The 23,462-nt window shown below is 69.9% G+C and carries 24 protein-coding genes; 14 read left to right on the top strand and 10 right to left on the bottom strand.

Going from position 1 to position 23,462, the window contains the following annotated elements:
- Window positions 1-52: 52 nt before the first annotated feature.
- The gene (locus tag JJQ90_RS23005) at window positions 53-793 is read right to left on the bottom strand and encodes an HD-GYP domain-containing protein (protein WP_216878623.1); all 741 of its coding nucleotides are present in this window, start codon (window positions 791-793) and stop codon (window positions 53-55) included.
- A gap of 262 nt (window positions 794-1,055) precedes the next feature.
- Between JJQ90_RS23005 and JJQ90_RS23000 the strand changes: the two genes are divergently transcribed.
- Window positions 1,056-2,261, top strand: a complete 1,206-nt coding sequence (locus JJQ90_RS23000) for a glycosyl hydrolase family 8 (RefSeq protein WP_216878622.1) — start codon at window positions 1,056-1,058, stop codon at window positions 2,259-2,261.
- A gap of 38 nt (window positions 2,262-2,299) precedes the next feature.
- Here JJQ90_RS23000 and JJQ90_RS22995 read toward each other — a convergent pair whose 3' ends face one another.
- From JJQ90_RS22995 to JJQ90_RS22980, 4 genes are all read right to left on the bottom strand, one after another.
- On the bottom strand, window positions 2,300-2,674 hold the full coding sequence (locus JJQ90_RS22995; RefSeq protein WP_216878621.1) for a phage tail fiber protein: 375 nt from the start codon (window positions 2,672-2,674) through the stop codon (window positions 2,300-2,302).
- A 103-nt stretch (window positions 2,675-2,777) separates the two neighbouring features.
- Complete coding sequence (locus JJQ90_RS22990; protein ID WP_216878620.1) at window positions 2,778-3,047, bottom strand: hypothetical protein; 270 nt, start codon at window positions 3,045-3,047, stop codon at window positions 2,778-2,780.
- Between the two features lie 49 nt (window positions 3,048-3,096).
- On the bottom strand, window positions 3,097-5,451 hold the full coding sequence (locus JJQ90_RS22985) for a glycosyl hydrolase family 28-related protein (protein WP_216878619.1): 2,355 nt from the start codon (window positions 5,449-5,451) through the stop codon (window positions 3,097-3,099).
- 47 nt (window positions 5,452-5,498) lie between these two features.
- Window positions 5,499-6,149 (bottom strand): hypothetical protein, encoded by a 651-nt coding sequence (locus JJQ90_RS22980; protein WP_216878618.1) that lies wholly within the window; start codon window positions 6,147-6,149, stop codon window positions 5,499-5,501.
- 322 nt (window positions 6,150-6,471) lie between these two features.
- Here JJQ90_RS22980 and JJQ90_RS22975 point away from each other — a divergent pair, with 322 nt between their 5' ends.
- From JJQ90_RS22975 to JJQ90_RS22930, 10 genes are all read left to right on the top strand, one after another.
- Window positions 6,472-7,566, top strand: coding sequence for a polyamine ABC transporter substrate-binding protein (locus tag JJQ90_RS22975; RefSeq protein WP_216878617.1), 1,095 nt, complete (start codon window positions 6,472-6,474; stop codon window positions 7,564-7,566).
- Entirely contained in the window at window positions 7,563-8,708 is a 1,146-nt protein-coding gene (locus JJQ90_RS22970) for an ABC transporter ATP-binding protein (RefSeq protein WP_216878616.1), read from the top strand. The genes JJQ90_RS22975 and JJQ90_RS22970 overlap by 4 nt, the downstream gene beginning before the upstream one ends.
- Window positions 8,705-9,577 carry an ABC transporter permease subunit gene (locus JJQ90_RS22965; protein WP_216878615.1) on the top strand — a complete coding sequence of 291 codons (873 nt, stop codon included), beginning with the start codon at window positions 8,705-8,707 and terminating at the stop codon, window positions 9,575-9,577. Before JJQ90_RS22970 ends, JJQ90_RS22965 begins: the two co-directional genes overlap by 4 nt.
- The gene (locus JJQ90_RS22960) at window positions 9,574-10,371 is read left to right on the top strand and encodes an ABC transporter permease subunit (RefSeq protein ID WP_216878614.1); all 798 of its coding nucleotides are present in this window, start codon (window positions 9,574-9,576) and stop codon (window positions 10,369-10,371) included. The genes JJQ90_RS22965 and JJQ90_RS22960 overlap by 4 nt, the downstream gene beginning before the upstream one ends.
- 31 nt (window positions 10,372-10,402) lie before the next feature.
- On the top strand, window positions 10,403-10,762 hold the full coding sequence (locus tag JJQ90_RS22955; RefSeq protein WP_216878613.1) for a hypothetical protein: 360 nt from the start codon (window positions 10,403-10,405) through the stop codon (window positions 10,760-10,762).
- Between the two features lie 90 nt (window positions 10,763-10,852).
- On the top strand, window positions 10,853-12,055 hold the full coding sequence (locus JJQ90_RS22950; protein ID WP_216878612.1) for a pyridoxal phosphate-dependent aminotransferase: 1,203 nt from the start codon (window positions 10,853-10,855) through the stop codon (window positions 12,053-12,055).
- Entirely contained in the window at window positions 12,052-12,486 is a 435-nt protein-coding gene (locus JJQ90_RS27115) for a GNAT family N-acetyltransferase (protein ID WP_216878611.1), read from the top strand. The genes JJQ90_RS22950 and JJQ90_RS27115 overlap by 4 nt, the downstream gene beginning before the upstream one ends.
- Window positions 12,487-12,541: 55 nt before the next feature.
- Window positions 12,542-13,744, top strand: coding sequence for a pyridoxal phosphate-dependent aminotransferase (locus JJQ90_RS22940; protein ID WP_216878610.1), 1,203 nt, complete (start codon window positions 12,542-12,544; stop codon window positions 13,742-13,744).
- Window positions 13,744-14,733, top strand: coding sequence for a GNAT family N-acetyltransferase (locus tag JJQ90_RS22935; protein ID WP_216878609.1), 990 nt, complete (start codon window positions 13,744-13,746; stop codon window positions 14,731-14,733). Before JJQ90_RS22940 ends, JJQ90_RS22935 begins: the two co-directional genes overlap by 1 nt.
- Window positions 14,733-15,248: a DinB family protein gene (locus tag JJQ90_RS22930; protein ID WP_216878608.1), complete on the top strand. Its 516-nt coding sequence runs from the start codon at window positions 14,733-14,735 to the stop codon at window positions 15,246-15,248. Before JJQ90_RS22935 ends, JJQ90_RS22930 begins: the two co-directional genes overlap by 1 nt.
- A gap of 3 nt (window positions 15,249-15,251) precedes the next feature.
- Here the strand turns inward: JJQ90_RS22930 and JJQ90_RS22925 are convergent, their stop codons facing one another.
- On the bottom strand, window positions 15,252-16,127 hold the full coding sequence (locus JJQ90_RS22925; protein ID WP_216878607.1) for an alpha/beta fold hydrolase: 876 nt from the start codon (window positions 16,125-16,127) through the stop codon (window positions 15,252-15,254).
- A 72-nt stretch (window positions 16,128-16,199) separates the two neighbouring features.
- Between JJQ90_RS22925 and JJQ90_RS22920 the strand changes: the two genes are divergently transcribed.
- Both JJQ90_RS22920 and JJQ90_RS22915 read left to right on the top strand, forming a co-directional pair.
- On the top strand, window positions 16,200-17,105 hold the full coding sequence (locus JJQ90_RS22920; RefSeq protein WP_216878606.1) for an NAD(P)-dependent oxidoreductase: 906 nt from the start codon (window positions 16,200-16,202) through the stop codon (window positions 17,103-17,105).
- A gap of 4 nt (window positions 17,106-17,109) precedes the next feature.
- Window positions 17,110-17,907, top strand: coding sequence for an N-acyl homoserine lactonase family protein (locus JJQ90_RS22915; RefSeq protein WP_216878605.1), 798 nt, complete (start codon window positions 17,110-17,112; stop codon window positions 17,905-17,907).
- 129 nt (window positions 17,908-18,036) lie between these two features.
- Here JJQ90_RS22915 and JJQ90_RS22910 read toward each other — a convergent pair whose 3' ends face one another.
- The gene (locus JJQ90_RS22910; RefSeq protein ID WP_216878604.1) at window positions 18,037-18,366 is read right to left on the bottom strand and encodes a hypothetical protein; all 330 of its coding nucleotides are present in this window, start codon (window positions 18,364-18,366) and stop codon (window positions 18,037-18,039) included.
- 60 nt (window positions 18,367-18,426) lie between these two features.
- Between JJQ90_RS22910 and JJQ90_RS22905 the strand changes: the two genes are divergently transcribed.
- Window positions 18,427-18,897 (top strand): hypothetical protein, encoded by a 471-nt coding sequence (locus tag JJQ90_RS22905; RefSeq protein WP_216878603.1) that lies wholly within the window; start codon window positions 18,427-18,429, stop codon window positions 18,895-18,897.
- Window positions 18,898-18,901: 4 nt separating this feature from the next.
- On the opposite strand, the gene JJQ90_RS22900 is transcribed toward JJQ90_RS22905, so the two are convergent.
- From JJQ90_RS22900 to recN, 3 genes are all read right to left on the bottom strand, one after another.
- Window positions 18,902-19,522, bottom strand: a complete 621-nt coding sequence (locus tag JJQ90_RS22900; protein ID WP_216878602.1) for a LysE family translocator — start codon at window positions 19,520-19,522, stop codon at window positions 18,902-18,904.
- A gap of 75 nt (window positions 19,523-19,597) precedes the next feature.
- On the bottom strand, window positions 19,598-21,745 hold the full coding sequence (gene ligA, locus JJQ90_RS22895; RefSeq protein ID WP_216878696.1) for an NAD-dependent DNA ligase LigA: 2,148 nt from the start codon (window positions 21,743-21,745) through the stop codon (window positions 19,598-19,600).
- Window positions 21,746-21,756: 11 nt separating this feature from the next.
- Window positions 21,757-23,436 (bottom strand): DNA repair protein RecN, encoded by a 1,680-nt coding sequence (gene recN / locus JJQ90_RS22890; RefSeq protein WP_216878601.1) that lies wholly within the window; start codon window positions 23,434-23,436, stop codon window positions 21,757-21,759.
- Window positions 23,437-23,462: the final 26 nt, after the last annotated feature.

Raw genomic sequence — 23,462 nt, 5'->3', positions numbered from 1 at the left:
CGCCGCTGGCCCCACATCTGCCGCATCATTCCGACCCACCGGCCCGCCTTCATCACGCATCCTGCGGGCCCTGGGGGATGGTCCGCGGCGGCATCGCCCATTCATCGCCATCCAGCGCGAGCGCCGCGCCGATGGCGGGGGAGGGCCGCGCCAGGCAGGCGGCCAGGATGGCGGCGAAGCGCGGGTCGAAATGGGTCCCGCTGCAGGCGTCGATCTCGGCCAGGGCGGACGCCACCGTGATGGGCTGGCGATAGGCGCGGCCAGGCTCCACCATGGCGACGAAGGCGTCGGCCACGGCCACGGCGCGCGCCAGGGATGGCAGCCGGGCGGCTGGCAGGCCGGTGGGATAGCCGCCGCCCTGCCACCGTTCATGGTGATGCCGCGCCGCCGCCACCACTTCTGGCGCGAAACCCTGGCCGCGCAGCAATTCGGCGCCTGCCTCCGGATGGCGTCGCACCAGCGCGGCCTCTGCCGCATCCAGGCGCTTGTCGGAGGCCAGGATGCTGGCCGGTACGGCCAGTTTGCCGATATCGTGCAGCAGGGCGGCGACCAGCAGTGCCTCCCGGTCGCCCAGCGTCTCGGGCGCGCAGGCCCACATCGCCATCAGGACCTGCGTGACCCTGATGGCGTGGGCGGCACTCGCCTCATGGTGGTGGCGCAGCCGGCCAAGCCAGGCCAGGCCAGGGCTGGCGCAAGCCGCGATCCAGGTGCCGCGGGGCAGTGGCGATGGCCAGCCATGACCGGAGCCGAAGGCCGGCTGGCTGGTCGCCGCTTCCCCAGAAGTCACATTCATTCCTGAATTTTCCCGCGCGTGATGTGCCCATGATCCTCCGCCCACCCGGCCCGGCGCATGCCTGGACTCGTCCGGAATTGTAGGTGTCTGTCAGCGGAATATGGCGGCGCGCGGGGTGGGGATCAGGACAGACATGCGCCAAGAAATACAACGTATGGTTGTTTCAATTTACCTATAACAACTTTTGACAAAAGCTTGTTGGCTGCGCTCCACGCCCTGGCGTTACCCAGGGGCATACGCATGACGAAGGGGGGCAGGGACGATGACGCGGCACACGCAGCCCCTGCCTGGCCTGGTGAACCGGCCCGCCATGCCTGGCCGGCGCCTTTTGCTCGGTGCCGCGCTGTGCGGTTCTGCCGCTGGCGGCCTCATCCGGCCGGCCGGCGCGGCGGCGGCGATCGGGGACTGGCTGGATTTCCGGCGGCGCTTCCTGCACGCCGATGGCCGGGTGATCGATACCGGCAATGGCGGCATCTCCCATTCCGAGGGGCAGGGGGCCGGGCTGCTTTTTGCCGCGCGCTTCGACGACCAGGCCAGCTTCGCGCGCATCCTGGACTGGACCCGCGGCGCGCTGCGGCGGCCGGAGGACCAGCTCCTGGCCTGGGCCTACCGCCCCGGCGCGCCGATCCCGGTGCCCGACCTGAACAATGCCAGCGATGGGGACCTGCTGGTGGCCTGGGCGTTGGCGGAGGCGGGGGAGCGCTGGGGACGCGCGGATTACCGCGCCCTTGCCACGGAGATCGCCCGCGACCTGATGCGCCGGGTGGTGCTGCGGCAGGGGGACCGGACGCTGCTGCTGCCGGGCTCGGAGGGTTTCCTCAAGCCCGACCACGTGGTGGTGAATCCCAGCTACTACATTCCACCAGCCTTCCGCGCCCTGGCGCGGCTGCTGCCCTCGCCGCAATGGCAGTCACTGGAGGAGGAGGGGGTCGCACTGGCGGACCAGGCGCGTTTCGGACGCTGGCGGCTGCCGCCGGATTGGGTGGCGCTGTCCCGCGGCGCGGGGCGTCCGGCGCCGGCCGCCGGCTGGCCTGCGCGATTCGCCCACGACGCCATGCGGGTTCCGCTGAACCTCGCCTGGGGCGGGCATGTGCAATCCCAGGCGCTGGGCGCGGCGGTGGCCTTCTGGCGCGACCCCGCCCATGCGGCGCCGCCGGCCTGGGTGGACCTGCGAAGCAATGCGCTGGCGCCCTATCCCGGTGATGCGGGGCTGCGGGCTGTCGCGCAATTCGCCGCCGCCGTGCTGGCCGGCGGCGGGCGGGAGGAGACGCTGCCGAAAGTGGCGGAGGCTTCAAGCTACTACCCGGCGGTGCTGACGCTTCAGGCGCGCCTGGCCTGGGCCGATCGCGGACTGACGCCGGGAAGCTGCGCCCGGATGGTGACGATGCCGCCCCCCGCCGCGCCGGCCGAGGCGGGGCGCGGCGGGGTGCTGGGCTGGTTGCGCGGAATCCTGCCGGCGCGCGGCTGAGCCGAGCAGCGCCCCGGCCGGCCTCAGGACATCCCGCGCTATTCCGGCGTGACGCTCAAGGCATTGCCGGTCAGCGTCACCACGCCGGGGCCGGCCACCGTCACGGGTGTGGTCAGCGCCGACCAGGTCAGCGGATTGCCGCCGCTGACCGCGTCGTAAAGGCCGATATGCGTCAGCGTGCCGACCGCGCCGGTGAAGGTGAAGCGGATCGCTTCCGCATTGCGCTGCATGCCGGTGCCGGTGAAGGTGGCGCGCTGGCGGGCATAGCCGCTGCCCGCGGCCTCCCCCGTCAGGCCGGCGGCATCGGTGCCGCCGGTGCCGAGCCCGGCCCAGACGGCGGTGGGCAGGGTGGGCAGGCGGGCGCAGAGTGCACGGCCCAGCAGGTTCTTGGCATAGTCGGTCAGGTTGGACATCCGGGGAATCCTCAAAGCATGTAGGGGAATCACGCATGTTCATGAAGGGCGCTGCTGTCGGGGCTTCATGCGCAGGCGTTTGGCGGGCGGGGCGCCGGCGGCTTCAGAAGCTGCCGAGCAGCGTCCGGGCCAGCTCCGGCCCGGCGGGTTGCAGGCCGGGCGGGGTGCTGATCGGCGCATTGGCCGCCACGGCGACATAGGCGGTGCCGTCGAAGGTCCGCGGCAGGCAGCCCGCCTCCGGCATGTAGCCGCCGATGCGCCTATCCGGCAGCGCCGCGGGTGCCTCATCCGGCCCATGCCAGCCGAGTTCGCGCAGCGCCGCGGTGCTGGCCTCCAGCGGGCCTTGCCAATAGATCATGGTCCAGTCGGTCATTGCTCGATCCTTCTTGGGAAAGGCTTTGTGAAGAGGACGCCGGGCCGCGTCACGGCGCGGCCGCGCCGGCCAGCATCAGCAGCTTCGTCGTGCCGCCATCCGGGCTGAAGGCCAGCAGCGTCGCCAGGCCGCCGGCACGGATCTTCGTCAGCCCGTCCGGATTGGTCGGCGTGCTGCCCGTGAAGCCCGACATGCTGATGGCCAGGTCGCTGCTGCCGCGATTGACGACGAGGCAGGTGAAGCCGTCGCCGGTCGAGGCCCAGTTGATGCTCAGCGTGGTGCCGGCATTGGCCGAGACGAGCCGGCCATTGTGGCTGGCCAGCGTCAGCGCCGTGGCGCCGGAGGTGGCGACCACCGGCAGCCGCCGCGCGGTGAACTGCGCATCGACATAGCCCTTGCGCGCCGCCTGGTTGTCGCTGGCCGGATCCGCCGACAGCAGCAGCGGCCCGGTCAGCGTGACGGTGCCGGAGGTGCTGATGCGGAAACGCTCCGCCAGCGTGCCGCCGCTGCGGGTCTCGACCACGAAGGCGCCGCCCTCGGCCCCGCTGGTCACCGTTTCGCTGATGCCGCCGGCGCGGGCATATTCCACCTGGGTGCCGGCGGCGTTCTTGCCGCTGAAGGCGAGCTGGCCCAGCGAATGGCCCGCCGCGCCGCTGGCCGAGGCACGGCGAAGCGTCAGCTTCATCGGCTGCGTCATCGCCGATGCCGCGCCGAGGACGATGCCGCCATTCGGATTGACGGTGGCATCGCCACCGAGTTCCAGCGGCGCCAGCGCGCCGCTGCCGAGGCTCATCGAATAGGCGACCTCCGCATCCTGGTTCTCCAGGTCGAGCGCGGCGCCAAGGGCTTCGGTGCGGCGCCGCAGCAGCGCACGTTCCTGGTCCGGCGAGGAGCCCAGCGCCTGGAGCCGGTTGCCGACCAGGGCGATGCGGCCCAGGTCGGCCGGGGTCTGCGCCTCGAAGGTGGCGGAGCGGGTGTCGGAGGCGACGACCGAAAGGTTGTCGCCGCCGCTGGCCAGGTAGACCCGGCAATTGGGCAGGTCGCAGGCCACCAGCGTCAGCCCGCCATCGAAGACCTCCACGGCGCGCCCGGCGCCAGCGCCACCGACCATGACGCCGACGAACTGGTTGTCACCCTGGTTGGAGGCGTTGGAATTGACGCGGATGGCGGTGGCCTGGCTGCTGATGAAGCCGCCGACCCATTTGGTGCGGAAGGCGGTGCCCTGGATCAGCGCGCCGATCGTGTTCGGGTCCTTCAGCTCCAGCTGGTCATCGACGCTGCAATTGTGCAGCTGGATCGACTGCGCGCCATCGCCCAGGTCGAAGCCGCGCTCGTAGCCGTAGCAGAAGCAATTGATCAGCTCCGCCACGTCGCTGTTCTCGATGCGGAAGGCGGTGCCGCTGCGGCGACCGTTCCAGACCTGCAGCGTGCCGCTGGCGATCCAGCTTCCGGTGAAGGTGCTGCCCTGCAGATCGACGCGCGTGGAATCGATGACGGTCACGGCAAAGCGACCATTTCCCCCGGGGACGCCGTCGATGCCAAAGATATTGACCACATCGCCGGTGATCAGCCCGTGCGCGCTGGTGGTGGTGATGCGCACCGCGCCGCTGCCATTGTTGGCCACGCCGCCGATGGGGAAGGAGACGCGGGAGACGGCGCTGAGATTGGCCGTCAGGAAGGGCCAGAAATGCACGTCGTGGATGCGGGCGATGTCGAAGCTGTTGGTCATGTAGATGCCGCTGCGGTTGTCGCCACGCAGCCGCTGCACATTCATCCGCTGGCTGCTGGTGCAGCGGATCGCCAGGTCGAAGCCCAGCACCAGCAGGTCCTGCAGCAGCACGTCGTGCTGCCCGGCGCCGGTGGTGCCGATGCTGATCGCGGTGCCTGCCATCTGCTCGCGGATGTTGATGCCGGCACGCACATTCGTGGGTGGCGCGCCGGCGCCATCGCGCAGCAGCGTCACCGCGCGCATGGTGCTGGCGCGCAGCATCTGCATGGTGCGGCTGGAGGAGAGCAGGATGGTGCCGGGGATGTTGCGGTAGTCGCCCAGCGCGCGCTGTGCGCCGGGGATCGACGGCCCCTCCAGGCAGACATTCTCCTTCACCACGATGCTGGCACCGGTGACTCGGTAGCGGCGCGGGCCGAGGCGGACGATGCCGCCGCCCCCGGCCGCGGCCGCATCGATCGCGGCCTGGATCGCGGCCGCGTCATCGGTGGTGCCGTTGCCGGCGGCGCCGTAGTCGCGCACGTGATACATGCGCTCGGCATGCACGCCGGCGGTGATCTGCGCGAAGGTGGCGCGGCGCGTCGTCGCGGCGACGCCGCTGCCCTGCACGATGGGGGCGAGGTCCGCGGCGGCAAGCGCCGCGGCTGCCGGCAATTCTGAGATCTTGGCGTCGGCCATGGGATGTCCGTTTCCAGTTCGGGAAGGGGCGGGGGGATGCGGCGCGGTCAGGTCAGCAGGCGGCCGCCATCCTCGATCAGCAGCGCGCCGCCAGCCTGGAGCAGCAGGGTGTCGGGCAGGGTGACGTTGAAGCTCGGCGAGACGGCCGCCACGGCCGCGTCATTGGTGGCCTGCACACGCAGCCGGTAGCCGGTGCCGGCGGCCGGCGCGGGCAGGCTGGCGCTGGCGCTGCCGGCGGTGACGGTGGCCAGCTGCGGTCCGCGCACCGTGGTGCCGGCGGCATCGCTGATGCTGAAGGCCACCTGCGTCACCGGGCCGGCGAGCGTCGCCTGTGCATCGACGAAGCCGGTGGTGAGGATGGCGGCGGTGATCGGCGCCAGCACCACGGTCATCGCCACGGCGTTGGCCGCGACGCGGATCGAGAATCGCTGCGCGGCGGTGACCTGGACGCTGAAGGGGGCCGAGGCGGTGTCCAGTACCAGGCCGGGCGCCACCTCGTCGCCCACGCGCACCGGGCAGATGGAGATGCTGTCCGAGGCGTTGAGGATGATGATGTCACCGGTGTTGAGGCGCGGCGCCGCAGGGTCGAAATAGCCCGTGGCCAGCGCGACTGAACGCGTGTCTGTGGTGCGGTACAGCCACAGCGTGAATCCGCTGTTGTCGACGAGCGGCACCAGCGCCGTATCGATGTAGGGCATGTTCGGGAGGCTCCGTTCTTGACGCGCGGACGGGGCCGGGCGCGCGGCTGCGCATCCCGGGGGCGAGGAGGGCGTAGAGAAAAAATACCTATGATCCGAACACGAAAACCCCACCAGACGGGTCTGGCAGGGTTCGGTATTCGCGATCCGGCCATTCCGGGCCGTGCCATGGGCGCATCTCGCCCGTTGGTGGCGTTTGATTACCCGCGGGCTAGGAACAAGTCAAGAACAAATTCCTGGGTCCTGGACATCTTCAGCCTCGTGCACGCCCGGTGCGACCTGTGTAGGATCGTGCCGATCCGCATGTGGGAGCGCCCGAACGATGCTGCGTCGCCTGGCCCTGCTGGCTACCCTGATGACCGCCTTCGCCATGCCGGCCGCCCAGGCGCAGGAACGGGTGGTGAATGTCTTCAACTGGAACGACTATATCGACCCCTACATGGTCCAGCGCTTCACGCGGGAGACCGGCATCCGCGTGCGCTACGACATCTATGACAGCCTGGAGACGCTGGAGGGCCGGCTTTCCGCGGGCCGCTCCGGCTACGATATCATCGTGCCGACCGGGGAGCCCACCTTCTCCCGCCTCGCCCGGGCCGGTGGGCTGCTGCCGCTGGATCGTGCGCAGATCCCGAACCTCGCCAATCTCGACCCGGCCCTGCAGGCGCAGGTGGCCTCCTCCGATCCCGGGAACCGCTTCGGCGCGCTGTATCTGTGGGGCAGCATCGGGCTCGGCGTGAACCCGGCGCGCATCCAGGCGCTGGCGCCGGACGCACCGATGGACAGCCTGAAGCTTATGCTCGACCCGGCCCATGCGCGCCGCATCGCGCGCTGCGGCATCAGCATGATGGACAGCGCCTCCGACGTGATCCCGACCGTGCTGCGCTACCTCGGCAAGAATCCCGACAGCACCGATGCGGGCGATCTTCAGGAGGTGTCGCGCACGCTGATGGCGGTGCGCCCCTTCATCCGCAACTTCTCCACCGGCGGCACGATCGAGGCGCTGGCCAGCGGCCAGACCTGCCTCGCCTTCGCCTATTCCGGCGACGCCATCCAGGCCAGCGTGCGGGCGCGGGAGGCGAACCAGGGCGTCGCCGTGCAATATGTGGCGGCGGCGGAGGGTGCGCAGCTCTGGTTCGACCTGCTGGCGATCCCGGCCGATGCGCCCAATCCCGAGAATGCGCATGCCTTCATCAACTTCCTGCTGCAGCCGGATGTGATGGCGGCGATTACCAACCAGGTGCGCTACCCGAACGGCGTCCCCGCCAGCCGCGCCGCCGTGGCGCCGGAGGTTGCGGCCGATCCGGCGGTGTTCCCGCCGGAGGCGATGCGCGGGCGCTTCTTCACCATCGGCCCCGTGCCGCAGGCGGCCGAGCGCGCGCGCAACCGCATGTGGGCGCGCTTCAAGGCGGGGCGATGAGTTTCGCCGAGCGGCCCGGTACGGCCGAGCCCTGGCGCGATCCTTCGGCCGAACCTTTCCTGCGCATCGAGAAGCTGACGAAGCGTTTTGGTGATTTCGTCGCGCTCGATGAGGTTAGCCTGCCGATCTATCGCGGCGAACTGTTCGCGCTGCTCGGCGGTTCAGGCTCGGGAAAATCCACGCTGCTGCGCTGCCTCGCCGGCTTCCTGGAACCCGATGCCGGGCGCATCGTGCTGGATGGCCAGGACATGGCCGGCGTGCCGCCCTATGCGCGGCCGGTGAACATGATGTTCCAATCCTACGCGCTGTTCCCCCATATGACGGTGGCCCAGAACATCGGCTTCGGATTGAAGCAGGAGGGGGCGGCCAAAGCCGTCATCACCGCGCGCGTGGCGGAAATGCTGGCCATGGTGAAGATGGAGGGGTTGGGCGATCGCAAACCGGCGGCGCTCTCGGGCGGCCAACGCGCCCGCGTCGCGCTCGCCCGCGCCCTGGCAAAGCGCCCCAAACTGCTGCTGCTGGATGAGCCGCTCTCGGCGCTGGACAAGAACCTTCGCGAGGCGACGCAGTTTGAGTTGGTGAACATCCAGGAGCGCACCGGCACCACCTTCGTGATCGTCACCCATGACCAGGAGGAGGCGATGACCATGGCAACCCGCCTCGCGGTGATGGATCGTGGCACGCTGGCGCAGGTGGGCACGCCATCCGACGTCTATGAATTCCCCAACAGCCGCTTCACCGCGGAATTCCTGGGAACCGCCAATATCCTCGAAGGCGTCGTCGAAGGCGTCGAGGCGGAGGGCGTCCGCATCGGCAGTTCCGAACTGGATTTCGACATCCTGGCCGAACCCGCGGCCAGCAAGCCGCTGGGCAGCCGCGTCTTCGTCGCGCTGCGGCCGGAGCGCTTGCGGATCGAGCGCGTGGCGCCGGGCAGCGCCCTGGGTGACAACCGCCTGGTCGGGCGGGTGCGCGACATCGGCTATTACGGCGACTTCTTCGTCTATCACGTGGTGCTGGAGAGCGGGAAGGAGGTCCGCGTCAGCCAGCCGAACCTCCGCCGGCGCACGGAACGCCCGGTGGATTGGGAGGATACCGTCGCCGTCACCTGGGACCGCCAGGCCAGCATGGTGCTGCCGGAATGACGCCGCGCCTGCGCCGCCGGCTGGTGCTGGCGCTGCCCTGGGGCTGGATGGCGCTGTTCTTCCTGGTGCCCTTCGCCTTCGTGCTGACCATCGCCTTCGCGGAACCGAGCGAGGGACTGCCGCCCTATGCGCCACTGCTGCGCTGGTCGGGCGAGGCGACGGCCGTGCTGCAATTGAACCTCGCGAATTTCCAGCTTCTGCTGGAGGATCCCTACTACCTCGACGCCTATCTGCGCAGCCTGCGCGTGGCTGCGGTTTCCGCGACGCTGTGCCTGCTGATCGGCTACCCCATGGCGCTGGCCATCGCACGCGCGCCGGAGCATCGGCGGAACCTGCTGCTGATGCTGGTGATCCTACCCTTCTGGACGAGCTTCCTGCTGCGCGTCACTGCCTGGATCGGCATTCTGCAGGACCAGGGCTGGCTGAACGGGCTGTTGCTGGGCCTGGGGATCATCGCGGCGCCGATCCCGCTGCTCTACACCGACACGGCCATGTATCTCGGCATCACCTATTGCTACCTGCCCTTCATGGTCCTGCCGCTCTACGCCACGCTGTCGAAGCTCGACCCGTCGCTGCTGGAGGCGGCGGAGGATCTCGGCGCGCGGCCCTGGCGCGCCTTCCTGCAGGTGACCCTGCCGCTGTCGCTGCCTGGCATCGTCGCCGGTTTTCTCCTCGTCTTCATCCCGGCGGTGGGGGAGTTCGTCATTCCCGAACTGCTCGGCGGGCCGGGGGCACAGTTGATCGGGCGTGTGCTCTGGACCGAGTTCTTCCAGAACCGCGACTGGCCGCTGGCCTCCGCGCTGGCGATCGTGCTGCTGGCCGCACTGGTCGGGCCGATCGCGCTGTTCCAGTGGCGGGCCGGGCGATGAGGGGCATCGGCCGCCTCGCGATCCCGCTCGGGCTCGGCTTCGCCTTCCTCTATCTGCCGATCCTGCTGATGGCGCTTTTCTCCTTCAACGACAGCCGCATGGTGACGACCTTCACCGGCTTCTCGCTGCGCTGGTATGACAGCCTGTGGCGGAACGAGGTGCTGATGGGCGCACTGGGCCTGTCGCTGCGCATCGCCGCCATCTCCGCCACCATGGCGACCATCCTGGGCGTGCTGGCCGGTTTCGCGCTGGCCCGCTTCGGGCGCTTCCGCGGTCGTGCCGGTTTCGGCGCGGTCATGGCGGCGCCGCTGGTGATGCCCGAGGTCATCACCGGCCTGTCGCTGCTGCTGCTGTTCGTGGCGATGGAGTCGGCCTTCGGCTTCCCCGCCGGCCGCGGCGCCAGCACCATCGCCATCGCGCATGCCACCTTCGGCGCGGCCTATGTCGCCGTGGTGGTGCAGTCCCGCCTCGCGGATTTCGACCTGAGCCTGGAGGAGGCGGCGATGGACCTGGGCGCCCGGCCCTGGAAGGTCTTTTCCGTGATTACCCTGCCGCTGATCGCCCCGGGGATCGCGGCGGGCTGGCTGCTGGCCTTCACCCTGTCGCTGGACGACCTGGTGATCGCCAGCTTCGTCTCCGGCCCCGGCGCCTCCACCCTGCCGATGGTGATCTTCTCCACCGTGCGGCTCGGCCTGACGCCGGAATTGTATGCGCTGGCGACGCTGCTGGTGGTGCTGGTCGGGCTGGCGCTGGGCCTGGCGCTGCGGCTGCTGCGGGGGCGGTCGGCGCCCTGATTTCTCCACATCGCTGGCCCATATGAACCCGATGCGCCCGATCATTCCCCTGCTGCTGATCGCCCTTCTGGCCGGCTGCGCCGAGCGCTGGGCCCGCCCTGGAACCTCGGAGGCGGAGTCGGAGGCGATGAACGCCGCCTGCGGGCAGGAGGCGGCGGGGGCGGTGCCGCCGCAGATGGTCTGGCAACAGGTGGCCCCCGCCCGGATCGAGCGGGAGCGCAATTGCTGGCGGGATGGCGACCGCGAGCGCTGCCGCGTCACCGAACGCTACCGCCCCGCCCGCTACGACATGGTCGATGTGGCGACCGCGGCGCGGGAGGCGCATCGCACCGCCTGCATGCGGGAGAAGGGCTTTGTCTTCCAGGGCTACCGGCCCCTTCGCCTCGAATAGCCGGCGCGATCCTGTGGACGTGCCCGGCGGCCGGCGGTAGGAACGTCGCACTGCCCGGAAAGCGTGCAGTCAGGAACCCCGGAAGCCGTCATGAACCTCATCGCCGATCGCCTGAACCGCATCTCCCCCTCCCAGACCATTGCCATGACCGGCAAGGCGCGGGCGCTGAAGGCGGCGGGCAAGGACATCATTTCCCTTTCGGTCGGCGAGCCGGATTTCGAGACGCCGCGCAACGTCAAGGACGCCGCCATCGCCGCCATAGAGCGCGGCGAGACGCGGTATACGGATGTCGCCGGCACCATGGAGCTGCGGCAGGCAATCTGCCAGAAATTCAAGCGTGACAGCGGCATCGACTACAAGCCGGAGGAAATCCTGGTCGCCACGGGCGGCAAGCAGGTGATCTTCGACGCGCTGGTCGCCACCATCAATGCGGGCGACGAGGCGATCATCCCGGCCCCCTGCTGGGTCTCCTACCCCGATATCGTGGCGCTGGCCGAGGGCACCCCGGTCATCGTCCCCTGCGGCCCGAACCAGGGCTTCCGCATGACCGGCGAGCAGTTGGAAGCCGCGATCACCCCGAAGACCAAGTGGCTGATCCTGAACAACCCCTGCAACCCGACCGGCGCCGGCTACAACGCCGCCCAGCTCAAGGAACTGACGGATGTGCTGCTGCGCCATCCGGATGTCTGGATCTTCTCCGACGATATCTACGAGAAGCTGGCCTATGACGGCATGAAGCCGGCCACGATCGTGGAGGTGGAGCCGCGGTTGAAGGACCGCACCGTCACCATGAACGGCTGCTCCAAGGCCTATGCCATGACCGGCTGGCGCATCGGCTTCGCCGGCGCGCCGATGCAGCTCATCAAGGCGATGGACAAGCTGCAGAGCCAGTCCACCTCCAACACCAGTTCCATCAGCCAGGCCGCGGCCATCGAGGCGCTGACCGGTCCGCAGGACAGCGTGGAGGAGATGCGCCAGGCCTTCGAGCGCCGCCGCAACCTGGTGGTCGGCATGCTGAACAAGGCCGAGGGCATGCGCTGCCCGATGCCGGAAGGCGCCTTCTACGTCTTCCCGGACGTGCGCGGCTGCCTGGGCAAGACCAGCGCCGGCGGGGCGAAGATCGACAGCGACGAGGCCTTCGTCCTGGCGCTGCTGGAGGAGAAGGGCGTGGCGGCCGTGCACGGCGCGGCCTTCATGTTCCCCGGCCATATCCGCATCAGCTATGCGACGGACGACGCGACGCTGACCGAGGCCTGCACCCGCATCCAGGATTTCTGTGCCGGCCTGAAGTGACCTTCGGCTTCCGCCCTGCCACAGGGGCGGATTTCGAGGCGCTGCTGGACCTTTCGATCCGCGTCATGCGGCCGCATCTGGAGCGCGTCGGCCGCTGGGACCCGGCGCGCCGCCGCGCCCGGATGGAGGCGGCCTTTGCCGGTGGCGGCATGCTGGTGATCGAGGATGGTGGCCAGCCCATCGGCTGCATCGGGCTGGAGCCAGGGGCGGAGGCGGTGGACCTCCACAGCCTGTATCTGGAGCCGGACCGGCAGGGCAGGGGCCTCGGCGCCGCCATCCTCGTCCAGGCCCTGGCGCGGCATCCCGGCCAGACCTTCCGCATCGAGGTGCTGAAGGACAGCCCCGCACGCCGCTTCTGGGAACGCCAGGGCTTCGTGCTGGTGGGGGAACAGCCATTCGACTGGGTCATGGAACGCCCACCCACGGATTGAGCAGCGGCCCGTCCGGGACTAACTTGTGCTCCTTCGCCTGGAGTCACACGAAAAAATGCCCGCGCTTGCCAATCGCCTGAAGGATATCGAGCTTTCCGCCTCCGCGGTGATGACCGCCAAGGGCCGCGAGCTGGCCGCCAAGGGCATCAAGGTCATCAGCCTGGCCATCGGCGAGCCGGATTTCGAGACGCCGCGCCACGCCATCGATGCCGCCTATCAGGCCGCGCTGGCGGGCGACACCAAGTATCCGCCGCAGGATGGCACCAAGGCGCTGAAGCAGGCGGTGCAGCGCAAGTTCAAGCGCGACAACAATCTGGACTACGCGCTGGACGAGATCATGATCTCGAATGGCGGCAAGCAGGTCATCATGAACGCCCTCCTGGGCACCTGCGATCCGGGCGACGAGGTGCTGATCCCTGCGCCGTTCTGGATTTCCTATGCCGATATGGCGAAGCTGGCGACCGCCAAGCCGGTGCCGGTGACCTGCCCGCAGAATAACGGCTTCAAGCTGCGGCCGGAGGATCTGGAAGCGGCGATCACCCCGAAGACCAAGTGGCTGATCCTGAACTTCCCGAACAACCCGACCGGCGCCGCCTGTTCGCGGGAGGACATGAAGGCGATCGCCGAAGTCCTGCTGCGCCATCCGCATGTCTGGGTGATGACCGACGACATGTATGAGCACCTGGTCTATGACGGCTTCGAATTCTGCACGATCGCGGAAGTCGAGCCGCGCCTGAAGGACCGGGTTCTGACGGTCAACGGCGTGTCCAAGACCTATGCGATGACCGGCTGGCGCGTCGGCTTCTGCGGCGGCCCGAAGCCGCTGATCGCCGCCATGGTGAACATGCAAAGCCAGCTCACCTCCGGCATCAGCACGGTCGGCCAGGCCGCCGCCGTCGCGGCGCTGGATGGCCCGCAGGATGTCGTGAAGGAGCGCGCGCTGATCTACAAGCAGCGCCGCGACATGGTGGTGGAGATGCTGAACCAGGCGCCGGGCATCCAGTGCCACAAGCCGGAAGGCGCCTTCTACGTCTTCCCGAACATCGCCGGCTGCCTCGGCAAGACCAGCAAGGGCGGCCGCAAGATCGACACCGACACCGACTTCGCCCTCGCGCTGATCGAGGAAGTGCATGTCGCGCTGGTGCAGGGCTCGGCCTATGGCATGAGCCCCTATGTCCGCATCTCCTACGCCACCGACACGGATAGCCTGCGTGAGGCCTGCACGCGCATCCAGGAGTTCTGCAAAGGCCTCTCCTGATGACCCTTCGGCCCGGCCGCGACGAGGACGCTGAGGGCTTCATCGCCCTCGTCGACGATTGCTGGGCCGAATACCCCAACTGCGTGCTGGACGTGGATGGGGAGGTGCCGGAGCTGCGCGCGCTCGCAACCTATTTTGCGGAAGCGGGCGGCGCCTTATGGGCGGCGGAGCAGGATGGCCGGATCATCGGCATGGCGGCCACGCGGCCGCTCGGCGATGACCAGGCCTGGGAGATCTGCCGCGTCTATGTGGCGAAGGCCGCGCGCGGCACGGGCCTCGCGCAGCGCCTGCTGAAGGCGGCGGAATCGCATGCACGCGACGCCGGCGCCGAACGCCTGGTGCTCTGGACCGATACGCGGTTCGAGGCGGCGCATCGCTTCTACGAGAAGACTGGCTATGTGCGGCAGGGCTCCATCCGTATCCTGGATGATGTCTCGAACAGCCTGGAATTCCGCTACACCAAGCCCCTGCGCGGGTTGGTGGTGGAGGCGCTGGATGCCGCCGCCGCCGCGAGCGCCGAGACCCAGCTTGCCCGCATCCTGGTGAATTGCGTCGCCGCCGGCGCCAGCGTGTCCTTCTTCCCGCCGCTCGCCCCTGCCGTGGCGCGGGATTTCTTCAAGCGCGTGTCGTCGGATGTCGCGCTGGGCAAGCGCGTGCTGCTGGCGGCCTGGGTGGATGGGGTGCTGGTGGGCACGGTGCAGCTCGTGCTCGACACGCCGCAGAACCAGCCGCACCGGGCCGATGTGGCGAAGCTGCTGGTCGACCCCGCCGCCCGCCGCCGCGGCGTCGCCCGCGCGCTGATGCGCCGGGCCGAACAGGCCGCGCGGGGGCTCGGCCGCCGGCTGCTGGTGCTGGACACGGCGCAGGGGGAGGGGGCGGAGGTGCTTTACCGCGAGCTCGGTTGGGTCGAGGTCGGCGTCATCCCCGGCTACGCGCTGTGGCCCGACCGCACGCCCTGCGACACCGTCTTCTTCTGGAAGAATGTGTGATGGTCACGGTGGAATGGGTGCGGCTGATGGCCGCCTACAACACCGAGATGAATGGTCGTCTGTACGCCGCGGCGTCGACGCTGACGGAAGGCCAGCGGCGTGAGGATCGCGGCGCCTTCTTCGGCTCCGTCCATGGCACGCTGAGCCATCTCATGTGGGGCGACGCCATCTGGATGTCCCGCTTCGCCGGCTGGCCCGCGCCGGGCTGCGGCATCAAGGACAGCCCGGCGCTGCACCCCGACTGGGCCTTGATGCACGCGGCGCGGCGCGACCTGGATGCGCGGATCGAGGCCTGGGCCGAGGCGCTGGAGCCTGCCTGGCTGGAGGGTTCGCTCGGCTGGTTCAGCGGCGCCATGGGGCGCGAGATCAGCCGCCCGCGCTGGGTGCTGGTCACGCATTTCGTCAATCACCAGACGCATCACCGTGGCCAGGTGCATGCGCTGCTGACGGGCCTCGGCGCCCGCACCGGGGACACCGACCTGCCCTTCATCCTGCCCGAGACCAGCTTCGGCTGAACGTCAGCGGGCCAGAAACCCCTCGAGCGCCGTCAGCACCTCCTCCGGCGCTTCCTCGGCCAGATAGTGCCCCGAATTGACGCTGTGCCCGCTGACCGGGCCATTCGCATAGTCGCGCCAGACGGCCAGGGCGTCGTACCAGACCGCGATCTTGCCCTTGGCGCCCCATAGCGCCAGCAATGGGCATTCCACCTTCTGCCCCGCCGCACGGCTGGTGCGGTCATGCACCAGGTCGATGCTGGCCGAGGCGCGATAATCCTCGCAGATGCCCATCACCGTGCCCGGCTGGTGCAGCGCCGCGACGTAATCCGCCCGCGCTTCGCATGTGAAGACATCGCCCTGGCCGCGCGTGGTGTGGCTGGCGAACCAGTCCTCCACGTCTCGGAGAATCATGCGCTCGGGCTTCGGATGCGGCTGGGCCAGGAAGAACCAGTGGTGGTAGCCCATGGCGAAGTCCATATCCGCCGTCTCGAAGTGATGCAGCGTCGGCACGATGTCCATCACGCAGAGCCGTTGCACCGCCTGCGGCGCATCCAGCGCCAGCCGATGCGCCACCCGCGCGCCCCGGTCATGCGCCACCACCTGGAATTCCGGAAAGCCCAGGCCGCGCATCAGCGCCAGCATGTCGGCCGCCATCGCCCGCTTGGCATAGGCGGCATGGTCCTCGCTGGGCGAGGGCTTGTCCGAGAAGCCGTAGCCGCGCAGGTCCGGGCAGATCACGGTGAACCGCTTCGCCAGTTCCGGCGCCACCCGGTTCCACATCGCATGGGTTTGCGGATTCCCGTGCAGCAGCAGCAGCGGCGGACCCTCCCCGCCGCGCCGCAGTCGCAGGGTCACACCCTCGCCGGCGCGGCGTTCCTCCACGAAGCCTTCGAACATCGCATCCTCCCTGCCGGCTTGACCCCCGAACCTGCCGCCGCCAGCCTTGCCCGCACAAGAGGGGGAAACGGCATGGACGGCACAATCGGCCGCATCGGCTTCATCGGCATCGGGCGCATGGGCTGGCCCATGGCCATCCGCCTGATCGAGGCGGGTTTCACCGTGGCGGTGCAGGATGCCGTGCCCGGCCGCGCCCTGGAATTCGCCCGCGCCCATGGCGGCATCGCCACCAGCAGCGCGGCGGAGGCCGCCCTGGGCGCCGACGCCGTCATCACCATGCTGCCCACCAGCCGCGACGTGGCCACGGTGCTGGCCGCCATCCGCCCGGCTTTGGCACGCGGCGCGGTGGTGATCGAGATGTCCTCCGGTGAGCCTTCCGCCACCCGCGCCATGGCGGCGGAGCTGGCACCGCTCGGCGTCGCCATGGTCGATGCCCCGGTCTCCGGCGGCGTCGCCCGGGCGGAAACCGGCAGCCTCGCCATCATGACGGGCGGCGATGCGGTGCCGCTGGAACGGGTGGAGCCGGTGCTGCGCGCCATGGGCGGCAGCATCACGCGCTGTGGCGATGTCGGCGCCGGCCAGGCGATGAAGGCGCTGAACAACCTGGTCAGCGCCGCGGGCTTCCTCGTGAGTGTCGAGGCGCTGCTGATCGGCAGCCGCTTCGGGCTGGATCCCTCCGTGATGGTGGATGTGCTGAACGCCTCCACCGGCATGAACAACAGCACCCAGCGCAAGCTGAAGCAGTTCGTGCTGTCCCGGAAGTTCAACTCCGGCTTCGGGCTGGACCTGATGGTGAAGGACCTGTCGATCGCGCTCCAGGTCGGCCGCGAGACCGCCACGCCCACGCCGCTCGCCGCGCAAACGCGGGAAATGTGGGCCGCCGCCGCCGCCCTGCTCGGCCCGGGCCAGGACCACACGGATGCCGCCCGGTTCAGCGAGGCGCTGGCCGCCGGTGAACTCAACGAAGGGAAGGGCTGAGACGATGTGGCAGGTCCTCGCCCTGCGCTATGCGCATCATGAGCGCACCGCCCAGGCCAATTTCATGTCGCCCGTGCCGGATGCGCATGAGGCGATGCCGATGGACTACTTCGTCTGGCTGCTGCGTGGCCCCGAAGGGCGGGAGATCCTGGTCGATACCGGCTACTCCGCTGACACCGCCGCCCGCCGCAACCGCAGCCTGCTGCGCCCGGTGGAGGAGGCGCTGCGCGCCGTGGGCAGCGACCCCGCCGCCATCCGCGACGTCATCATCACCCATCTGCATTACGACCACGCCGGCAATCTCGACCTGTTCCCCAACGCCACCTTCCATATCCAGGACCGGGAGGTGGCCTTCGCCACGGGCCGCCACATGTGCAGCATCTGCCTGCGCCAGACCTTCGAGGTGGAGGATGTGGTCCGCCTAATCCGCGCCCTGTATGCCGAGCGGGTGCAGTTCCACGATGGGGAAGGGCAGGTTGCACCCGGCGTCACCCTGCACGGTGTGGGCGGCCATTCGGACGGGCTTCAGATGGTGAAGATCGCGACCGAGCGCGGCCCGCTGGTGATCGCGGGCGATGCCAGTCACTACTACGCCAATATGCAGCGGCAGATTCCCTTCCCGATCGTCTTCGACGTCGGCGCGCTGATCCAGGGCTGGCGCAAGGCCCGCGCTTTGGCCGGGGGGGACGAGACGCTGGTGATCCCGGGCCACGACCCGCTGGTGCGCCAGCGCTTTCCCGTCTCCGACCTGGATGCCGAGGCCTGGCGCCTCGACCTGGCACCTCATACCAAATCCCGGTGATCGTGCCGATCACCGCCTCTGTCGCCGGCGCCGGCATCCGCCGGCTTGGCGACGCGCCACTTGGCGCGGCGCCCATCGGGCGCTCGGCCAGCTTCGCTGGCCGCAGGTTTCGATCAATGGGATTTGGAATCACTCGTAGAGAAAGGAATAGGTCGCCAGCCCCAGCCCAACTGCGGCGAATAGCACGGAGACCAGCGGCCATCCCGGCTTCGGCCCACGATGGCCGAACCACCAGTTCAGGGCGAAGGAGCCGAACAGCGCGGCGGTGGGCTCCGACCAGTAGCGCGTGGTGTAGCCGTGCAGGATGAGCGCCACCCAGGTCAGCAGGGCCGCGGCGGAGGAGATGCGCCAGAGAACCTCCGCCGCGGGCTTCTCCAGCCGCAGGCCGAGCTTGCCGGAGACGGTGTGGATATAGGCGGCCACGGAGAGCATCAGCGTGGCGATCATGAATGCGGACATGGCGACAGATTCAGCGCGCCAGGATGGGAAACACAAGGTGGCTGACGGGTTTATCCGCCCATGACACCCCTGTTCGATGGCACCCTGATGGCCGACTACCACCAGTTCCTGCTCTGCGACGCCGTGTCCTGGCCGGATGCGCCGATCTACTGGCCGGAGCCCGTGCTGCGCGCGCGGCTGAATACCGCGCCGGGCATCCTGGTTGTCTCGACGGTTCGGAACATGCCGGTGCCCGTGCGGGTCCTGCTGCATGCGGCGCGACCGGCGCTGGACCTCGCCGGCCTCGATCATGTGGCGGAGGCGCCGTTGCACGCGCCCAGCGGGCGGATCGCGATCCTCGGCCTGACCGATGCGCGGGCAGGGGCGGCGCTGGCACGGGTGCCGCCTGTGCCGCTGCGCGCCCTGGTGACCTTCGCCGGCCTCGGCGCCCTGAGCCCGGACGGGCTGGACGGGGCGGATCGCTACGAGGTCCATCTGTTCCCTGGCACCGTGACCGGCGTGACCGTCACGAAGCAGTGGGAGGAGGCGTAGGATTTCAGCCGCGGGAGGGTAGCAGCAACCGCAGGCCGAGCCCCAGGAACACCGCCCCCGCCAGCCCCTCCAGGCACCGCGCATGGCGCGCCAGCCGATCCGCCGCCCGCCCGGCGCCGGCGATCAGCAGCCCATAGGCGGGCAGCGACATCAGTGGCACCAGCGGCCCGAGCAGCGCCATCTGAAGCCAGGCCGGCCCGCGCGCGGGGTCGACGAACTGCGGCAGGAAGGCCAGGAAGAACAGGATGACCTTGGGGTTGGTCAGGTTGGTCAGGAACCCCTCGCGGAAGGCATGCCGCACCGGCCCTGCCGGCCGCACCGCGCCGCCACCGCGCCAGGCCGCCCGCAGCGCGCCGATGCCGAGCCAGATCAGGTAGCCCGCTCCCACGACCCGCAAGGCCTCGAACAGCAGGGGCGAGGTCGCGATCAGCGCCGCGACGCCGGAGGCCGCCAGCGCCACATGCACCATCGCCCCGGTGACGATGCCCGCCATCGCCGCCCAGCCGCGGCGCGCGCCCCCCGCCAGGCTCTGCCCGATGACGAACAGCATGTCCGGCCCCGGGGTGAGGATCAGCACCCAGGCGGCGGCGAGGAAGGCGAGGAACAGGGTCGGGTCGATCGGCATGGCCCGATGCTGCGCGCGGCCGCGCCGCGCCGGAAACGAATAGGGCTGATCCCGCGCATCAGCCCCGTTGATGGTTCAGCCGAGCCCGGCCATCTCCCGCCACTCGGCTTCCGTCAGCACCCGCAGGCCGAGCTCCGCCGCCTTCTTCGCCTTGCTGCCGGCATCGGCGCCGACCACGACGAAATCGGTCTTCTTCGACACGCTTTTCGTCACCTTGGCGCCGAGCCGTTCCGCCTGCGCCTCCGCCTCGTCGCGGGACATCGTCTCCAGCGATCCTGTGAAGACCAGGACCTTGCCGGCGAAGGGGCTGTCGGCGGTGGCGGCCACCACCGCATCCTCCGGCGTCACTTCCCGCGCCAGATCGTCCAGCGCCTCCCGGTTCCGGGCCTCGGCAAAGAACTCCGCCAGTTCGGTCGCGATGGCCGGGCCGATGCCCTGGATGGAGCCCAGCTCCTCCCGCGCCTCCGACCCGATGGTGGTCGCGGCCAGCATCCTGGCGCGCCATTCGGGGTAGGAATGGTAGTGCCGCGCCAGCAGCTTGGCATTGGCCTCGCCGATCCGGCGGATGCCCAGGGCGAAGATGAAGCGTTCCAGCGGCACGCGCCGCCGCGCCTCGATGGCGGCCAGAAGGTTGGTGACCTTCTTCGCATCGGCCTTGGACCGCGCGCCCCAGCCCTCCCAGCCCCGCATTGTCTCGGCGTGGCGGGACAGGCGGAACAGGTCGGCGGGGGTCTTCACCAGGCCCTCGTCGAACAGCTTCTGGATGTTCTCCCCGCCCAACCCCTCGATATCCATGGCGTTGCGTCGGGCGAAATGGATCAGGCGCTCCACCGTCTGGGCCGGGCAGATCAGCCCGCCGGTGCAGCGCTTCACCACCTCCCCATTCGGACGAATCGCGTGGCTGCCGCAGGCCGGGCAGCGGTCGGGGAATTCGAAGGGTTTCGACTCCGCCGGCCGCTTTTCCAGCACCACGGAGACGATCTGCGGAATCACGTCGCCGGCGCGTTGCAGCACCACGGTATCGCCGATCCGCACATCCTTGCGGGCGATCTCATCCTCATTGTGCAGGCTGGCATGGGTGACCATGACGCCGCCGACGCCGACCGGCTGCATCACCGCCCGCGGCGTCAGCGCGCCGGTGCGGCCGACCTGGATTTCGATATCCAGCAGCACCGTCTCGGCCTGTTCGGCCGGGAATTTCCAGGCGATGGCCCAGCGCGGCGCACGGCCGACGAAGCCCAGCCGGCGCTGCCAGTCCAGCCTGTCGAGCTTGTAGACGACGCCGTCGATATCGTAGCTCAGCCCCGCCCGGCCTTCCGCCATGCGCTTCTGGAAGGCGAGGGCCGCCGTCTCATCCGGCAGCAATTCGGAGGCCGGATTGACCCGGAAGCCCCAACCCCGCAGCCGTTCCAGCCAGTCGGAATGGGTTTCCGCCGGCGCCTCGCTCGCCTCGCCCATGGCATAGGCGAACAGTTTCAGCGGCCGCCGGGCGGTGATCTCCGGGTCGAGCTGCCGCAGCGATCCAGCCGCCGCATTGCGCGGATTGACCGGCACGACCACCGCCGGGCCAAGTTTTTGGCCACGCTCCCGCCGTTCCTCGCGCTCCGCCGCCGCGCGTGCCTGTTGCTCGCGATAAGCCAGAAAATCGGCCTTCTCCATGAAGACCTCGCCGCGGATTTCGATGCGGTCGGGGGCGGCGCCCTTCAGCCGGCGCGGCAGTTCCGCCTCCGGCAGGGTCAGCAGGTTGCGGGTGACGTCCTCGCCCTCCATCCCGTCGCCGCGCGTGGCGCCACGGATGAAGGCGCCGCCCTCATAGGTCAGGCTGATCGACAGCCCGTCGATCTTCGGCTCGCCCACGAAGGCCAGCGCATCCTCCGCCGGCAACCGCAGGAAGCGGCGGACGGAGGCGGTGAATTCGAGAAAATCCGCGTCGCCAAAGGCATTGTCGAGGGAGAGCATCGGCACGCCGTGGCGGATCTTCGCGAATCCCTCCGCCGTCTCCGCGCCGATCTTGCGGCTCGGGCTGTCCTCCCGGATCAGCTCCGGGAAGCGGGCCTCGATGGCGCGGTTGCGGCGCACCAGGGCGTCGTATTCCGCGTCGGTGATCTCCGGCGCGTCCTGCCGGTGATAGGCCTCGTCGTGATGCGCGATCTCGGCCGCCAGCGCGGCGAGTTCGGCGGCGGCCTCCTCCTCGGTCAGGGCTTCGGGCGCACGGGCGCGCAGGGGGGAATCGGTCACAGCAGCCCGCCCGCCAGCAGGCTGTCGGCCGCCATCCGCGCCGCTTCCGTCACATGTTCCCCGGCCAGCATCCGGGCAATTTCCTCGCGCCGCTGCGCCGCGTCCAGCGGTGTCACGCGCGTCTCCGCGCGGCCGGCCTTCACCGACTTGGCAACCGACAGATGCCGGCTGCCGCGCGCCGCCACCTGGGGCGAATGGGTCACCACCAGCACCTGCAGGCGTTCCGCCACTCGCAGCAGGCGTTCGCCCACCGCCGCCGCCGTGGCACCACCGACGCCACTGTCCACCTCGTCGAAGACCAGGGTCGGCACCGGCGATCCGCGCGCCAGCACCACCTTCAGCGCCAGCATCAGCCGCGACAGCTCGCCGCCCGAGGCCACCTTGTCCAGCGCGCCGGGCGCCTGGCCGGGGTTGGTGGAGACCAGGAAGGTCACCCGGTCCACCCCTTCCGGCCCCCAGGCCGCCTCCGGCTTCGCGCTGACATCCACCACCAGCCGGGCGCGATCGAGCTTCAGTGGCGGCAATTCCCGCCCGAGCGACTTTTCGAGTTTCGCCGCCGCATCGCGCCGCGCCGCGGTCAGCTTGCCGGAGGCGTCCAGATAGGCGCCACGGGTCCGGGCCAGGGCCGCCTCGGCCGCCGCCACCTCGCCGGTCCCGGCATCCAGCGCCGCCAGGCGGTCCTTCAGGCTGGTGAGCAGCGCGGGCAATTCGACGACCGGCACCAGATGCTTGCGGGCGGCGGCGCGCAGGGCGAACAGCCGCTCCTCCACCTGTTCCAACCGGCGGGGATCGGGCGCGGCATCCTGCACCAACCGCTCCAGCGCCGTCTCGGCCTCGGCCAGCGCGTCCAGGGCGCGGCCAATAGCCTCCAGCGCCGGCTCGGCCTCGGTATTCGGGGCGGGCAGGCGTTCCAGGGCGCGGGAGGCGCCGCGCAGGGCATTGGCGGGGTTGGCGCTGCGGCGGTCGCGCGGCTGCAGGCTGGCCAGGGCCTCGGCGATGGCCTCGCCCCGCCGCTCGCCCTGTTGCAGCCGCTGGCGTTCGACCGCCAGCTCATCCTCCTCGCCCTCCTCCGGGGCAAGGGCCTCAAGCTCCGCCACGGCATGGCGCAGGAAATCCTCGTCGCGCTGGGCGGCGGCGATGCGTTCGCGTGCCGCGGTCAGCACGGCCTCCGCGGCACGCCAGGCCCGGTGCGCGGTGGTGGTGGCGCCGCGCAGCGCATCCAGCCCACCGGCGGCGTCCAGCAACCCGGCATGCTGCGCCGGATCGGTCAGCCCGACCTGGTCGTGCTGGCCCTGCACCTCCACCAGCAACGCGCCGAGCCGCCGCAGCAAGGCGAGGCCCACCGGCTGGTCGTTGACGAAGGCGCGGGACCGGCCATCGGCGGTCAGCACGCGCCGCAGCACGATCTCATCCTCCGCCTCGATCCCCTGCTCGGCGAGCATGGCGCGGGCCGGGTGCTGCTCGGCGGGGGCGAAGGCTGCGGCGACGCTGGCCTGGGACTGGCCGGATCGCACCAGCCCGCTTTCGGCCCGCGCGCCGAGCGCCAGGCCGAGACTGTCCAGCAGAATGGATTTGCCCGCGCCCGTCTCGCCGGTCAGCACCGTCAACCCCGGCCCGAAGCCGAGGTCGAGGCGCTCGATCAGCACCACGTCGCGAATGGCGAGCGAGGTCAGCATCGCGCGACAGGCGCGTTCAATCGCAC

It is taken from the genome of Falsiroseomonas oleicola, assembly GCF_019029495.1.
In the GTDB taxonomy this organism is placed as follows: domain Bacteria; phylum Pseudomonadota; class Alphaproteobacteria; order Acetobacterales; family Acetobacteraceae; genus Falsiroseomonas; species Falsiroseomonas oleicola.
This window is presented reverse-complemented; position numbering and strand designations above follow the sequence as displayed.